This is a genomic window from Vibrio sp. 2092, from assembly GCF_033339635.1.
In the GTDB taxonomy this organism is placed as follows: Bacteria; Pseudomonadota; Gammaproteobacteria; order Enterobacterales; family Vibrionaceae; genus Vibrio; species Vibrio alginolyticus.
The window spans coordinates 147,927-163,739 of record NZ_JAWOUY010000004.1 but is presented as its reverse complement, the minus strand read 5'-3'; the positions used below and the strand labels follow the sequence as shown (position 1 = coordinate 163,739).

At 45.4% G+C, this 15,813-nt stretch carries 13 protein-coding genes; 12 read left to right on the top strand and 1 reads right to left on the bottom strand.

All coding sequences use genetic code 11. The features are described from left to right. Positions 1-53: 53 nt before the first annotated feature. The 12 genes from R7P80_RS09410 (at position 54) to choV (ending at position 14,997) form a co-directional block, all read left to right on the top strand. Complete coding sequence (locus R7P80_RS09410) at positions 54-1,208, top strand: acyl-CoA dehydrogenase family protein (RefSeq protein WP_005373226.1); 1,155 nt, start codon at positions 54-56, stop codon at positions 1,206-1,208. 49 nt (positions 1,209-1,257) lie between these two features. After that, positions 1,258-2,034, top strand: a complete 777-nt coding sequence (locus R7P80_RS09405) for an enoyl-CoA hydratase (protein ID WP_005373224.1) — start codon at positions 1,258-1,260, stop codon at positions 2,032-2,034. Between the two features lie 10 nt (positions 2,035-2,044). Beyond that, complete coding sequence (locus R7P80_RS09400; protein WP_005373222.1) at positions 2,045-3,175, top strand: enoyl-CoA hydratase/isomerase family protein; 1,131 nt, start codon at positions 2,045-2,047, stop codon at positions 3,173-3,175. A 19-nt stretch (positions 3,176-3,194) separates the two neighbouring features. Next, positions 3,195-4,091, top strand: a complete 897-nt coding sequence (mmsB, locus tag R7P80_RS09395) for a 3-hydroxyisobutyrate dehydrogenase (RefSeq protein WP_005373220.1) — start codon at positions 3,195-3,197, stop codon at positions 4,089-4,091. A gap of 9 nt (positions 4,092-4,100) precedes the next feature. Then, entirely contained in the window at positions 4,101-4,859 is a 759-nt protein-coding gene (locus tag R7P80_RS09390; RefSeq protein ID WP_005373217.1) for an SDR family oxidoreductase, read from the top strand. 462 nt (positions 4,860-5,321) lie between these two features. Continuing rightward, positions 5,322-7,343, top strand: a complete 2,022-nt coding sequence (locus R7P80_RS09385) for a tetratricopeptide repeat-containing diguanylate cyclase (protein WP_005373215.1) — start codon at positions 5,322-5,324, stop codon at positions 7,341-7,343. A 605-nt stretch (positions 7,344-7,948) separates the two neighbouring features. Continuing rightward, positions 7,949-8,548, top strand: a complete 600-nt coding sequence (betI, locus tag R7P80_RS09380) for a transcriptional regulator BetI (RefSeq protein ID WP_031778820.1) — start codon at positions 7,949-7,951, stop codon at positions 8,546-8,548. An 18-nt stretch (positions 8,549-8,566) separates the two neighbouring features. Continuing rightward, complete coding sequence (gene betB, locus R7P80_RS09375; protein WP_025767886.1) at positions 8,567-10,027, top strand: betaine-aldehyde dehydrogenase; 1,461 nt, start codon at positions 8,567-8,569, stop codon at positions 10,025-10,027. A 180-nt stretch (positions 10,028-10,207) separates the two neighbouring features. After that, positions 10,208-11,923, top strand: coding sequence for a choline dehydrogenase (gene betA / locus R7P80_RS09370; RefSeq protein WP_005382647.1), 1,716 nt, complete (start codon positions 10,208-10,210; stop codon positions 11,921-11,923). Positions 11,924-11,959: 36 nt separating this feature from the next. Next, complete coding sequence (locus R7P80_RS09365) at positions 11,960-12,898, top strand: choline ABC transporter substrate-binding protein (protein ID WP_225491570.1); 939 nt, start codon at positions 11,960-11,962, stop codon at positions 12,896-12,898. Positions 12,899-12,973: 75 nt separating this feature from the next. Next, positions 12,974-13,816, top strand: coding sequence for a choline ABC transporter permease subunit (gene choW, locus R7P80_RS09360; RefSeq protein ID WP_005392552.1), 843 nt, complete (start codon positions 12,974-12,976; stop codon positions 13,814-13,816). A 2-nt stretch (positions 13,817-13,818) separates the two neighbouring features. Next, positions 13,819-14,997, top strand: coding sequence for a choline ABC transporter ATP-binding protein (gene choV / locus R7P80_RS09355; protein WP_017633664.1), 1,179 nt, complete (start codon positions 13,819-13,821; stop codon positions 14,995-14,997). Between the two features lie 96 nt (positions 14,998-15,093). Here the strand turns inward: choV and R7P80_RS09350 are convergent, their stop codons facing one another. Beyond that, complete coding sequence (locus R7P80_RS09350) at positions 15,094-15,750, bottom strand: NAD(P)H-dependent oxidoreductase (RefSeq protein ID WP_042523604.1); 657 nt, start codon at positions 15,748-15,750, stop codon at positions 15,094-15,096. Positions 15,751-15,813: the final 63 nt, after the last annotated feature.

The following is a 15,813-nucleotide window of genomic DNA, read 5'->3' as shown; positions in this document are numbered from 1 at the left end:
AAGTGGGCTTGGCTCGGATACAAATGCAACGAATTAGACCTTAGGACTTCAAGATGGATTTTGAATTAAACGAAGATCAACTCGCGTTTGCCGAAGTAGCAAAGCAGTTTGCAGACCAAATGTTAGCGCCTCATGCGGCCGAGTGGGATGAAAACCATCATTTCCCTAAAGACGTACTGCGTCAAGCAGGTGAACTTGGTTTTCTGAGCATCTATACGCCGCCAGAGCATGGTGGCTTAGGGTTATCTCGTTTGGATGCGGCGATCATTTTCGAGCAGTTGGCTATGGGTTGTACCGCGACTACTGCGTTTATGACCATTCACAACATGGCGACGTGGATGATCACCAGCTTTGCCAAAGCCGAAGTGGCGCAGCAATTTAGCGCGGATCTAATTTCGGGTGAAAAGCTCGCTTCCTACTGTTTAACCGAACCTAATGCCGGCTCTGACGCCGCTTCTCTAACGACTAGCGCAGTGCGTGATGGCGATGAGTTTGTCCTCAATGGCGCAAAAGTGTTTATCTCGGGTGCCGGTGATACAGATGTATTGGTCGTGATGGCGCGTTCGTGTGGTGAAGGAGCGGGTGGCGTTTCTGCATTCGTTGTTCCTGCTGATTGCGAAGGCATTAGCTACGGTAAAAAAGAAGCCAAAATGGGTTGGAACTGCCAGCCAACTCGCATGATTACCTTCGAAAATGTCCGCATTCCGGCTGACTATCTGTTGGGTGAAGAGGGAGAAGGCTTTAAGTTCGCCATGCTTGGCCTTGATGGTGGTCGAATCAATATCGCTACTTGTTCCGTCGGTACTGCGCAACAAGCACTGAACGAAGCCAAGCAATATATGAACGAACGCAAACAGTTCGGCCGTTCACTGGCGCAATTTCAAGCGTTGCAGTTCAAGCTTGCTGATATGGCGACTGAGCTGGTCGCTGCGCGTCAAATGGTGCGACTCGCTGCCGCTAAACTCGATGCCCAGCACGCAGAAAAAAGTGCGTACTGTGCCATGGCAAAACGCTTTGCTACTGATGTGGGCTTTAAAGTCTGCGATCAGGCGCTGCAAATTCACGGTGGCTATGGCTACATAAAAGAATATCCAGTCGAGCGCCATTTCCGAGACGTTCGTGTTCACCAAATTCTTGAAGGTACCAACGAAATCATGCGTCTGATCGTCGCAAGACGATTACTAACGGAAGGCGTTGAGCTGCTTTAGTCAGCGAGACACAGCCTTACCTAAAGAAATTAAAAAGGACTGAAAGATTATGACGGCACAAATCAAATTAGAGCGCGAAGCGCATATTGCCAAGCTCACGATTAGTAACCCGCCAGCAAACACCTGGACGCTTGAATCTTTGAATCAGCTAAAAGAGTTGGCAATTGAACTTAGTAATGATCGCTCTATTTATGCGTTGGTTTTAACAGGCGAAGGCGAGAAATTCTTTTCTGCTGGAGCAGATCTTAATAACTTTGCATCGGGTGATAAATCACAAGCAGCAAACATGGCGTTCGCATTTGGTGAAGCGTTTGAAGCGCTTTCTGCATTCGATGGGGTTTCTATCGCAGCGATTAATGGTTACGCGATGGGCGGCGGTCTGGAAGTGGCGATGGCGTGTGACATTCGCATCGCAGAAGAACAAGTACAAATGGCACTTCCTGAAGCATCGGTAGGCTTGTTGCCGTGTGCGGGCGGGACGCAAAACCTGACCGCGTTGGTAGGTGAAGGTTGGGCGAAGCGTATGATCCTGTGTGGCGAGCGTGTGACGGCCGAGCGAGCGGAAAAAATTGGGTTAGTCGAAGAGGTGGTGGCGAAAGGTCAAGCACTCGAAGCGGCTATGGAGCTAGCACAGCGTGTTGCAGGTCAATCACCGAAATCTGTGTCTGCGTGCAAAACGCTAATTCAAGGTCGACGCAGCCAAACTCACGCAGCTGGATTGGTTTTAGAGCGTGAACTGTTTTTACAGCTGTTCAATACACACGATCAGACTGAGGGTGTGAATGCGTTCTTGCAAAAGCGCAAGCCACAATGGACAAACAGCTAGCGGAGGCCAAATGACAGGTACAGTAAATGTTTCAAAACTTAAGTGCGCTGATGGCTCTATTATTGGTGTGCTAGAGCTTGATAATCCAGCTGCTCTCAACGCGTTGAGTTACGTGATGATTGAGAAGTTGTACAAACAGCTTAGTGAATGGCAAACGGACGACAGCGTCGTCGCGGTATTCTTGCATGCTCAAGGTGAAAAAGCGTTTTGTGCTGGCGGAGATATTCAAGCGATCTATCGTGCACTTGAAAACAAAGAGCAAGATTTTGATTCTGCGTTTTCAGCGATGGAAACCTTCTTTGACCTCGAATATCGCTGTGATCATCTTATTCATACTTATCCAAAACCGATCATCGCGTGGGGACATGGTTATTTGATGGGCGGCGGTGTGGGCTTATTTATGGGTGCCAGCCATCGCGTTGCAGAAACGACCACACGCTTTGCAATGCCAGAGATTAAAATTGGCCTTTACCCAGATGTAGGTGCGACGTACTTCCTAAACCAGTTGCCAAAACATTTGGCACTGTTCTTAAGTTTGACTGCTTGTCAAATTAACGCAACAGATATGAAAGCGTTGGGGTTAAGCCAATGGATTGCACAGCCAGAAAACAAGCAAGTGCTGCTGGATCTGCTTGCATCGGTAAGTTGGAAAGGTGAAGCGAACATCAACGAAAAAATCGCCACTACGCTGCGTTCGGTACACGTGGACGAGCCAACCGAAGGGATGTTGATGCCCTATGCGGAATTGATTGAGCAGTTATGTTCGGGTGACTTAGCGTCAATTGTTGATGCAATCAGCCGTGCTAGCGTTGATAACAAGTGGTTCGTCAATGCGCAGAAGTCACTGAACTATGGCAGTCCGTTGTCGCTCAGTATCACTTATCAGCAGTTAACGCAGTATCAAAGCCTCTCTTTGAAAGCGTGTTTTGATATGGAATTTAACCTAACACTACGTTGTGGCTTAGAAGGTGATTTTAGAGAAGGGGTTCGTGCGCTGATTATTGATAAAACCAATCAACCGACTTGGCAACATCGCACGGTTTCTGACGTAACGCCACAAGTTTTGGAGCGCTTCTTCTCGCCAATTGACTCAGCAGAATACCCACTGACCGCATCGTCGGTAGCTATAGCGGCACTTTAGTACAAGGAAGAAATACGATATGGACAAAATTGCATTTATTGGCCTTGGTAACATGGGTGCGCCTATGGCTAAGAATCTACTCAAAGCGGGCTTGAATGTCGAAGTATTTGATTTGAACCCAAGCGCAGTTGAGGAGTTGACCGCATTGGGCGCTTCAAGTGCCGATTCCGTTCAGCAGGCAGTACAAGGTGTGGAGGTGGTTGTCACTATGCTGCCAGCGAGCCAACACGTTCAAAGCGTTTATCTTGGTCAAGATGGCATCTTAGATAGCGTCGAATCAGGCACCTTGCTGATTGATTCATCCACCATCGATCCGGCGACTGCTCGTTTGGTTGGCGAAAAAGCATCGCAACTTGGTATCAGTTTTGTTGATGCACCAGTATCTGGTGGCGTTGCGGGCGCAGCAGCAGGTACGTTAACTTTCATTGTTGGCGGCTCACAAGAGAACTTTGTTCAAGCCAAAGCGGTGCTTAGCCACATGGGTAAAAACATCTTCCATGCGGGCGATGCTGGAGCTGGTCAGGTGGCGAAGATCTGCAATAACATGATGTTGGGCATTTTGATGAGCGGCACCTGTGAAGCACTCAATTTAGGGATGGAAAACGGACTCGATCCCAAAGTGCTTTCCGACATCATGTTGCAAAGTTCAGGGCGTAACTGGGCGCTAGAGCTTTATAACCCTTGTCCAGGTGTGATGGAAAATACGCCTGCAAGCAATGGTTATCAAGGCGGCTTTATGAGCCAGTTAATGGCTAAAGATCTGGGTCTTGCGATGGAAGCGGCGGTTGCCAGTCAAACATCAACGCCAATGGGCAGCTTGGCTCGTAATCTGTTTAATTTTCACAACGGTCAGGGCAACGGGCAAAAAGATTTTTCAAGCTTGTTTGAGTTCTATCAAAAGCAAAATCAGGCCTAAGGAGCGCTTATGGAGTTAGCAAATAAGGTCATTGCGATCACGGGGGCAGGGCAGGGGCTGGGTAAACAAATGGCACTGTCACTGGCGGAAAATGGCGTTCATCTTGCGCTTATCGACCTCAATTCAGATCAACTGGCTGAAACGAAAGCGGAATGTGAATCTCTCGGCGTTACCGCTCGTTTTTATGTGACGAACGTGACTGACGAACAGCAGGTGTGCACTGCTTTTGAGCAAATTGAGGCAGATTTCAAGCAGCTCAATGGCGTTATCAATAACGCAGGTATTATGCGTGATGGTATGTTCATTAAAGTCAAAGATGGTCAGGTTAACACGATGTCGCTGGAACAATTTCAGTCTGTTCTAGATGTGAATGTAACAGGCACTTTCCTGTGTGGCCGTGAAGCGAGCAAGGTAATGCTGAACACCGATAGCAAAGGGGTTCTGATCAACATATCCAGCGTTGCGCGTGCCGGGAATATTGGTCAAACCAACTATTCAGCATCTAAAGCGGCGGTAGCCACCATGGCAACGGTGTGGGCGAAAGAGTTAGGGCGTTTCGGAATTCGCTCAGTGGCGATTGCTCCGGGTGTCATCAAAACTGCCATGACAGACCAAATAAAACCTGAAGCGATGGAACGTTTAATCGGAATGATTCCGGTTGGACGTTTAGGTTTGGCGGATGAAATTTCATCGACCATAAAATACGTGTTAACCAACGAATTCGTGACCGGAAGAGTGTTCGAAGTCGATGGCGGAATGCGAATGTAACCCCTTCTGCAACATAAAAAAGGGGAGCGAGTTTGATTGTCCGCTTCCTTCCATTTTCTCCTTTCTTTTATTGCTTCTATCTGAAAAATGTATTGGATGCATGGTCGACTGCTATCTCATCGAACGGTATAAAAATGGATTCTATTTCTAATGTGAATGGTTAGTTCTATATTGCTTGTCATGTAAATGTATCAACTCACAACTAAGACGATCTTTTGTCTCACTAACGAGATCGTCATTCTTGGTGTGTAAAAAACATTCTTATTGGTCATATTGTAACCGAAAACTATTTCGGCATCTAAAGATGGTGATTTATTATTCAGCGCAAAATACATGGGAATATGAGGCTGACTGAATAACCTTCAGTTGTCTTAATAATAAATAATCAGAATTCTCAATTACACTGAAGTAACTACCCATTAGGGAAGAGCAATAATGTCACTATTTCATTCGCTTAGGACGATGCCGCTATTATTGGGGTGTCTGTGTTTTTCTGTTCAGGCCTCCACAGAAAAGGTGGAACAGGAAGGTAAGTTTTTACAGTCGTTAGAAGGCATCGAAAATCAAATTTACGCATTACCTCAGAGTTCTTTAGCTTTGATTGAAGCGTTAGAAGAAGAGTCTTTACTACAAAACCAACCAACAGCGCTGTTGGTGCGTTACTGGCTTGCCAAGGCCACGGTTTTAGAGCTGCTAGGGCGCGTAGAAGAGAGTCAGAGTGTCGTTCAAAAAGGATTGGAGCTTGTGCGTCCACAGAGCCATGAGTATCTCCTGTTTAAGTTGATTCAGATGCGAACTATGGTTGGAAAGAGCGATATCGATACCGCGCTTTCTGCGTTGGATAGCTTGTTGGAAACATCGCGTGAGAATGGTGATAAGCAACTTGAATCAGAAATCCTGTTGCTAAAAGGACGCTATTACGATGAGCAAGGTGAGTTTAAAAAATCCTATGCTGCACTTATGTCGTCCATGGATGCGGCTGAATCTTCAGGTGTTCACGGGCTGGTCGAACGTGCAGCACTAGAGCTAGGTGACGTACTTGTCAAAATTCAGGGTTACGACCGATCTGAGGCGCTTTTGGAACAAGCATATCGCTATTTTAGGGATAGGCGTATGTCGTTCAATGAGTTGTTGAGCGTTTTGACGATAGCGAAACTTCATAAAGCACAGTTCCAATACGAAGAGGCGATAGCGTCATATCAGCGAGCGTTAAAGCTGGCTCAAATTATCGGTGATGGACGCTTTAGATTTCGAGTTAACCTTGAACTTGCAGCTTTATATCGCGAGACGAAACAAGAAAAGAAGATGGTTAACCACTTGAAGCTGGCGGAGAATTTACAGTACAGAGAAACGTCTAGCGCGTATTTGGCAACATTTAAGTTGTTACAAGCCGAATATATGTTAGAGCAGCAGCAATTTGAAATACTTTTAGCGATGATCGCACCAATGCTGCCGGAGATTATAGAGAGTCGATACGTCAAGCAACAGCAAATGGAGCTACTAAAAGTCGCCGCTATGGCCTATGCGGGAAGCAATGACTTTAAACTAGCATTCGAAACTTACGGTAACTATCACGATAAATTTATCCAATTTAGCAATCAAAGAGAAGTTGAAAATCTTGAGCGCCAGCAGACGTTATTTGAGTTGGAACGACTTGAATATGAGAACGAAGATCTCAACTGGAACAATGTTTTGCAGCGTATGGAGCTAGAAAATAACCGTCGTACTTTTTACTTATTGGGTGAAGCGCTACTTGCGCTCATCGGTGTTCTATTTTTGATGGCGGTAGTATTTCTCGTCGTCAATCGCTCGCGTTTGAGAATGCGTCGCCTCGCAAAGACAGACACATTGACAGGGTTGTTCAATCGCGGTTTTTTAGAGGACTGGTTCACTAAGCCAGTAGAAGTGAGGCGTGAGCGAAAAGAGAAACCGGTACCTCAATCTAAGCAAGAAAAAATACAACACTTTGTTTTTGAGCAAGTCGAGCAAGTTAAGTACGGTTATCTAGCTTTAAATAAATGGGTAGATAGCAAACTCGATAAACAGAAAATGGTGCCAAATAAACCACAATCGGGGCCAGTAACTTTAGCGTTAATCGATGTGGATTATTTCAAGCAGGTAAATGATACCTATGGGCATGTGTTTGGAGATACCGTACTAACGGGCGTTGCCAAAGTGTTGGAGGAAACTGTACGTGAGAACGACATTGTTGCTCGCTTTGGTGGTGAAGAGTTTGTTGTTGTTATGCCCAATACAGACCATGAAAACGCCCTTATTACTGCCGAACGTTTACGTAGCGCTTTATCCCTACATTGCTTTGTTACGGAACAGAAAGAAGAAGTGAGAGTGACCTGTAGTTTTGGAGTCGTTACCACTGAAGATAATGAGATGAGCTTTAAATCACTTTGCGATCAGGCCGATAAATTGCTTTATCAAGCGAAAGCGAACGGACGCAACTGCGTGAAAGGTCGCTCGCTAGCGTAACAGAAATCAAAAGTTCAGGCTCATCGCACGATGAATCTGAACTTATCCCTCCCATTTACTTTGATAGCCAAGTGACTTTGAGATCCTTGCTTCGAATATAAAACGCTGAATCTAAAATCTTAAAGTCACTTGGCGATATTACTTAAAAATGGCTTAAGGATATCGAATCGCATATTCATGGCGTTCAATATAACCTCTCTTTTTGCCTCCTTCACCTTCAAAGTGCGAATGCCACTTGTGTCTACAAAACTATAACAAACTAGTGTGTCTATTCTTTGTACAAACAAACCATGTACAGGTGAAATGATTAGTGGTCGATATAATTTTTTTGTGGCACAGATTTTTGTTGTTCAAAAATCAACTCGTTCATCATCGTTTTAAAAATGGATCTACATTTAAGTGCTTGATTTTAATTGCTTTATTTGTTTGTTCTTAAACTGAAATCTAGTTATCCCGACAAGTTCTTACCGAGCAATTTTTCGTACACCCTCAACTTTTCATCCTTTTTTACTAACATTTTTCTTTAAAAATAATTTGAGTTCGAATTAATTTTCAGGCATTTTATATTTAACTAACCGTTCAATTAAAAATAACAGGGACGCAAAATGCCAAAGGTGGGGATGCCTGAAATCAGAAAACCGCAGCTTGTGAAAGCGACAATGTCAGTGATTGATAGAGTCGGTTTACACGCGGCGAGTATTTCGTTAATCAGCAAAGAAGCCGGTGTATCAACGGGGATTATCAACCACTATTTCGGTGGTAAGCACGGATTGCTGGAGGAAACGATGCGCGAAATCTTGCGTCAGCTTTCGTCCACTATCACACAGAAGTTACGTGAGCTGCCAAGTGATGCTCATCACCAAAGAATTAACGCCATCATTGATGGTAACTTTGTCGGCTATCAGGCAGAAAACCAAGTTGCTAAGACTTGGCTGGCGTTTTGGTCGTACTCAATGCATGACGAGCAGCTCAAGCGTTTGCAGCGTGTCAACGAACGACGTCTATTGTCCCATCTAAGAAAAGAACTCAAAGCATTATTAAATGCAGAGCAGGCTGAATTGGTTGCTCATGGTATTGCATCACTTATTGATGGAATTTGGCTGCGCGGAACGCTCAACCCGCACGGCATTGATGCAGAAAGAGCGAGAATCATCATCAACGATTATCTCGAAAAACAACTTACGTTTTATTCTGAAAAAATATAAAAGTTACAGGTCTTCAAAATGGAAATGAAAGCACACTATATCAATGGTGCGATGTACGACGGGTGTTCAGATGAACACTTCACCACTTACAATCCGGCGAATGGTGAGCCATTGGCCAATATTAAACAAGCGAACCAAGACGATCTTCAAGCAGCGATTGAATCGGCAAAAAAAGGTTTTGCTGCATGGTCGGCGATGACTGCGATTGAGCGCAGCCGTATTTTACACAAAGCCGTTGCCATTTTACGTGAGCGTAATGACGAGTTGGCTGCATTGGAAGTGGCAGATACTGGTAAGCCAATTCAAGAAGCTATCGCGGTTGATGTCACAACAGGTGCCGATGTTCTTGAGTACTATGCGGGACTTGCTCCAAGTCTACAAGGTGAACAGCAGCCACTCAGCGACGATCAGTTTTTCTATACACGTCGTGAGCCATTGGGCATTTGCGCCGGTATTGGTGCTTGGAATTATCCAATTCAAATTGCGATGTGGAAATCGGCGCCAGCACTGGCTGCGGGCAACGCAATGATCTTCAAGCCATCAGAAGAAACACCATTAACGGCGCTTAAGCTCGCCGAAATTTATTCAGAAGCGGGCATGCCAGATGGCGTATTTAATGTCGTGCAAGGGGATTACCGAGTAGGACAGATGCTAACGGCGCATCCTGATATCGCAAAAGTGTCATTCACGGGTGAGTCAGGCACCGGTAAAGTCGTCATGAGTGACAGCGCTAAGACACTAAAACAAGTAACGATGGAGCTTGGTGGTAAGTCTCCGCTGATTATTTTTGATGATGCGAAGTTAAACGATGCCGTTTCTGCGGCCATGGTGGCGAACTTCTACACCCAAGGTGAAGTTTGTACGCACGGTACACGCGTATTTGTCCATGAAGGTATTTATGATGACTTTATCGCACAACTTAAAGCCCGAACCGAGCTGTTAGTCGTCGGCGATCCGCTTGATGAGAACACGCAGATTGGCGCGCTAATCTCTAAAGATCATGAATCGAAAGTTTTAGGAGCGATTGAAGCCGCGAAAGCGAGTGGCGCGACGTTACTGACTGGCGGCTACAAAGTAACAGACAATGGTCTAGCTAATGGTAACTTTGTTGCTCCAACCGTATTTGTCGATTGCGATGATGACATGAGCCACGTTCAACAAGAAATCTTTGGCCCGGTAATGTCAGTCCTGAAATTCCGCGATGAGTCGGAAGTGATTGCGCGTGCAAATGGCACCGATTATGGCTTAGCGGCAGGTGTATTTACTCAAAACCTATCTCGTGCGCACCGTGTGATCCATCAAATTCAAGCGGGTATTTGTTGGGTGAACACATGGGGTGACTCACCTGCGGAAATGCCAGTTGGCGGCTACAAGCAATCAGGTGTTGGCCGTGAAAACGGAGTCGAAACCCTTAAGCACTACACACAAACGAAGAGTGTTCTTGTTCAGCTAAGCGACTTCGAAAGCCCTTACAAATGATACCAATCGTAGTAGATAACTGACCACTTTAGCTTGTTAAAATGCTCGATAACTACGTTGTCAATTTTGATTGTAGGTTAACTACTTATCAAAATTTCCGCCTTGTTCTCAAGCATTTTTCCTACGCTAATTTCGTTCACTTATCTACGGTGATTAGTATTAACTCCTAGGAGAATAAAAATGCAACAACACTACGATTACATCATCGTCGGTGCGGGTTCGGCCGGCTGTGTGTTAGCGGATCGCTTAAGTGAAAGTGGTCAAAATTCGGTCCTTTTACTCGAAGCGGGTGGGTCGGATAAAAGTATTTTTATCCAAATGCCAACAGCGCTTTCTTACCCGATGAACACTGAAAAATACGCGTGGCAGTTTGAGACGGTTGAAGAGCAAGGGTTGGATGGCCGTCAACTTCATTGCCCTCGCGGAAAAGTTCTGGGCGGTAGCTCATCTATCAACGGCATGGTTTACGTTCGCGGACACGCTTGTGACTTTGACCAGTGGGAAGAGGAAGGCGCGAAAGGCTGGAATTATCAGTCGTGTTTGCCTTATTTCCGTAAAGCAGAGTCTTGGATTGGTGGTGCTGATGAATATCGGGGCGATCACGGTCCAGTCGGCACATGTAACGGCAACGATATGAAGCTCAATCCACTGTACCAAGCTTTTATTGATGCAGGCAAAGAAGCGGGCTACCCAGAAACAAAAGATTACAACGGTTATCAGCAAGAGGGCTTTGGCCCAATGCATATGACCGTCGACAAAGGCGTACGCGCTTCGACCTCTAATGCATACTTAAGCCGCGCTAAAAAACGCAAAAACTTCACCCTAATGAAGAGGGTGACGGTTCATCGAGTTTTATTAGAAGAAACTGGTTCAGAAGGAAAGAAAGCGGTAGGCGTTGAATTTGAAAAGTCAGGTTCAATTCAGCAATGTTTTGCGAATAATGAAGTGATTTCGAGTGCGGGTTCGGTTGGCTCCGTTCAGCTGTTGCAGCTTTCAGGCATTGGCCCTAAGGCAGTATTAGAAAAAGCGGGCATTGAGGTGAAACACTCGTTGGAGGGGGTAGGTAAAAACCTGCAAGATCACTTAGAAGTGTACTTCCAATATCACTGTAAGCAACCTATCACGCTCAACAGCAAATTAGGTTTGGTGAGCAAGGGCTTGATTGGCACTGAGTGGATATTAACTCGCAAAGGCCTTGGTGCTACTAACCACTTTGAATCGTGTGCGTTTATCCGCTCTCGAGAAGGGCTAAAGTGGCCAAATATTCAATATCACTTCTTGCCAGCGGCAATGCGTTATGACGGGCAAGCTGCTTTTGATGGTCATGGTTTCCAAGTGCACGTTGGACCTAACAAGCCAGAAAGTCGCGGGTCGGTCGAAGTTGTCTCTGCGAATCCGAATGATAAGCCGAAGATTGAGTTTAACTACATTTCCACTGAACAAGATAAGCAGGATTGGCGGGATTGTATTCGCCTTACTCGCGAGATCCTCAATCAGCCAGCCATGGATGAGTTTCGTGGGGATGAGATCCAACCCGGTCTGAACATCACAACGGATGAACAGATTGATGAATGGGTGAAGCAAAACGTCGAGAGTGCTTACCATCCATCTTGTACCTGCAAAATGGGCGCAGATAATGACCCATTAGCCGTCTTAAATGAGCGATGCCAAGTACGCGGTATTCAAGGCTTGCGTGTGGTGGACTCTTCTATTTTCCCAACCATTCCGAACGGTAATTTAAATGCGCCAACGATTATGGTGGCAGAACGCGCCGCGGATATGATTTTGGATAACGCCCTAGAAACGTCGAACAACGTACCAGTTTGGATTGCACCGGACTGGCAAGAGATGCAACGAATGCATCCGCCAAAAAGAGATCTCGATTCGATCTCATAAAATGAAAAAGTCAGTAATCATTACAAGGAATTCAACATGTCTAAGATGACAAAAATCTTCTCAACAATTGCACTAAGTACTTTAGCAACAGGCGCTTACGCCAACCAATGTGAAACGGTTCGTTTCGCAGATGTAGGTTGGACTGACATCACAGCGACCACTGCCGTTACATCAGAGTTACTTAAAGGGTTGGGGTACAAAACGAAGACCGATCTTCTGTCTGTGCCTGTAACTTACTCCTCTATGGCTAATGGCGATATCGACATTTTCCTAGGTAACTGGATGCCAACGATGGAAGGTGATATCGCGAAATACCGTGATGCAGGTACTGTTGAAACCGTACGCGCGAACCTCGTTGGCGCAAAGTACACGCTAGCGGTTCCAAAATACGTTTATGACGCAGGCGTAACCAACTTCGCTGACCTAGTAAAACATGCCGACAAATTTAAAGACCGCATTTACGGCATTGAACCAGGAAACGATGGCAACCGCTTAATTCAGTCAATGATTGATAGCAACGCATTCGGCCTAAAAGATTTCAGCCTAGTTGAGTCCAGTGAAGCTGGCATGGTGTCTCAAGTATCACGTGCCGCACGCCGCAATCAATGGATTGTGTACCTAGGTTGGGCGCCGCACCCAATGAATAGTAACGTTGAAATGGAATATCTAGCGGGTGGTGATGACTTCTTCGGTCCTAACTACGGCGGCGCGAACGTCTACACAAACGTACGTAAAAATTACCTCGCTGAGTGTCCAAATGTAGGTCAGCTAGTGAAAAATCTAGAGTTTAACCTAGAAATGGAAAATGAACTGATGGAAGCGATTCTTAACCAGAAACAGAAGCCATCAAAAGCAGCGCAAGCATGGTTGAATGCAAACCAAGAGCAAATTGTAGCGTGGCTAGAAGGCGTGAAAACGGTGGATGGCCAAGATGCGCTAACAGCTATTACAAACTACTTAAAAACAAACGCTTAATAAGCAGTATTTGAGCTCGTTTTTTTAAAAGAAAGTGGGCAGTTTTGCCCGCTTCATTAACACAAAGGTTTTATTTTGAATTTTATTACGGACAACAAACTACCGTTGGGCCAATGGATGGAAACTGGCGTCGATTGGTTAACCATCAATGCATCGGGTTTTTTCGATGCAATCTCTATTACACTTGAAACGATCATTCTTTTCGTGGTGGACATTTTTAAATGGATGCCACCTGCAGCGCCAATCATTATGACGGCGGCAATTGCTTGGTTCTTACATCGCAGCATTCCTCTTGTCGTATTTATCGTGTTGGCCTTACTCGCAATTCTCAACCTTGGTTACTGGCAAGAAATGCTGGAAACCTTTGTCCTTGTGTTTGCAGCGACAACGATTTCCGTATTAATTGGCGTGCCGTTGGGCATTATGGCGGCGCACCGTCCTTGGTTATACACCTTGTTGCGGCCAATACTCGATTTAATGCAGACCGTACCGACATTCGTTTACCTAATTCCAACCTTGGTTCTGTTTGGCTTAGGTATTGTCCCTGGTCTAATCTCGACCATCATTTTCGCTATCGCTGCACCCATTCGATTGACGTACCTCGGCATTATTAAAGTGCCGGAGGAGCTACTTGAAGCGGGTAAAGCATTTGGTGCCAGCCGCATGAAGCTACTGTTTAAGGTGGAGTTACCTGCGGCATTGCCAAGTATTATGGCTGGCGTTACGCAGTGCATTATGTTGTCTCTGTCTATGGTAGTCATTGCGGCGCTTGTTGGTGCTGATGGACTTGGTAAACCAGTCGTACGCGCACTGAATACGGTAAACATCTCGCAAGGTTTTGAAGCTGGTTTAGCGATTGTACTCGTTGCCATCATTCTTGATCGCTTGTGTAAAGCACCAAACCAGAAGGAGGCATAATCATGGACGCTATTACTATTAAAAATCTTGATGTCGTTTTTGGTCAGCAACAAGCACAGGCGCTAGCACTACTAGATCAAGGGAAGTCTCGACAAGAAATCATTGATGAAACTGGCCAAGTGGTTGGGGTTGATAATGTTTCGCTGAACGTGAAACAGGGTGAGATCTGTGTCTTGATGGGGCTTTCAGGCTCGGGTAAATCAAGTTTGCTGCGAACGGTTAACGGATTGAACGATATTTCTCGTGGCTCTCTGAAAATTAAAGACGGCGACGACATGGTTGAGCTCTCTAACTGTGACGAACAGAAACTGCGCCACCTTCGTACGCACCGCGTGTCCATGGTGTTTCAGAAGTTTGCATTGATGCCTTGGTTAACGGTGTTAGACAATGTAGCGTTTGGTCTAGAGATGCAAGGCATTGGTAAAGCGGAGCGTCGTAAAAAGGCGCGTGAACAGCTCGAAATGGTCGGTTTATCTGAGTGGGAAACCAAATTCCCGCACGAGCTTTCTGGTGGTATGCAGCAGCGTGTTGGCCTAGCGCGAGCGTTTGCGATGGACACTGATATCTTGTTAATGGATGAACCGTTTTCAGCACTTGATCCATTGATTCGTGCTCAGCTTCAAGATGAATTGATTCTGCTTCAAGAAAAGCTAAACAAAACCATTCTTTTTGTGAGTCACGACTTGGATGAGGCGCTTAAAATCGGCAACAACATCGCCATTATGGAATCAGGAAAGCTGATTCAACATGGCAAGCCAGAACAGATCATTCTTGCTCCAGAAAACGATTATGTGGCGGACTTTGTTGCTCACACTAATCCATTAAATGTGCTGAAGGGACGTTCCTTAATGCGTGACGATTTGGTTCGCGAAGATACGCGTGTTCTGATTTGCCCTGATAAAGATATTTGGGTGATACAAGAGAGCAAGGGGTTAAGTTTAGCGGATAAAGGTAAATCGTTGATTCAATGGAAGAGCGATTCTTCGAACCTTGACGAAGTTAATGAAAACTCTCTGGTTCAGGTTAGTCCAGAAATCAGTATGCGAGAAGCGATTGAACTTAAACAGCGCAGCAATCAGCCTCTGCTTATGGTTGAAGATAATAAGCTGGTTGGTGTGTTAAGCGACAATGAGCTTTACGATGCATTGCTTGGTAATTTTAAGTCAGAGCAAGTTGCGTAAAGTTGACGCAGAACCAAGTAAAAAAGAGCCGCACATTAGTGCGGCTCTTTTTAGTTTGAACAATGATTTAAGTCGCTAAGCTAAGACAATGGTCGACTATAGAGTCGTAATTACGTCATCCATTGCAAGGCGCGCTTTTGGAAGACCATGATTATAATCTTCCCCATCTTTATGGTAGCCAATCGCCAGCGCAACTTCACAAATATGGCCCTCGAGCTCTTCTTTAAACTCTTCTCCAATCAGAGCCGGATCGACACCTTCCATCGGTGTTGAATCAATGCCTAGTCGTGCCAATGTGTGTAGTAGGTTGCCTAGTGCCAAATAGACTTGTGCTTTTGTCCAGTTTCCGTTGAAGCCATTTTCGTCCGTATTTGCATCGGCAAAAGCGTAAGCACCCATAAAGTTGTTGTACATCTCCGCTGGCAAGTGGCCAGATGTTACTTCTGCATCCACACGTTTCGCAAATTTCTCTTTAGTAAATTTAGGATCGTAAGCAAACAGAATCGTATGTGATGCGGCTTTCGCGTGTGGTTGGTTAAACTGGTGCATATTTGCAAACGTATTGTGGAAACGTTGCTTCGCTTCATCACTTTCAATAACGATGAATTTCCATGGTTGTGAGTTGATAGAAGACGCCGACAAACGCAGTGCTTCTTTGATTATCGCCATGTCTTCTTGAGAAACGCGCTTGGTTTCATCATATTTTTTTGCAGTGTAACGGTTATTTAGATCGGTAATGATTTGATGGGACACGTTTATATCCTCTTTATGTGATGACAGATGAGGATGCACTAGCATCGACAACCATGCGTACCT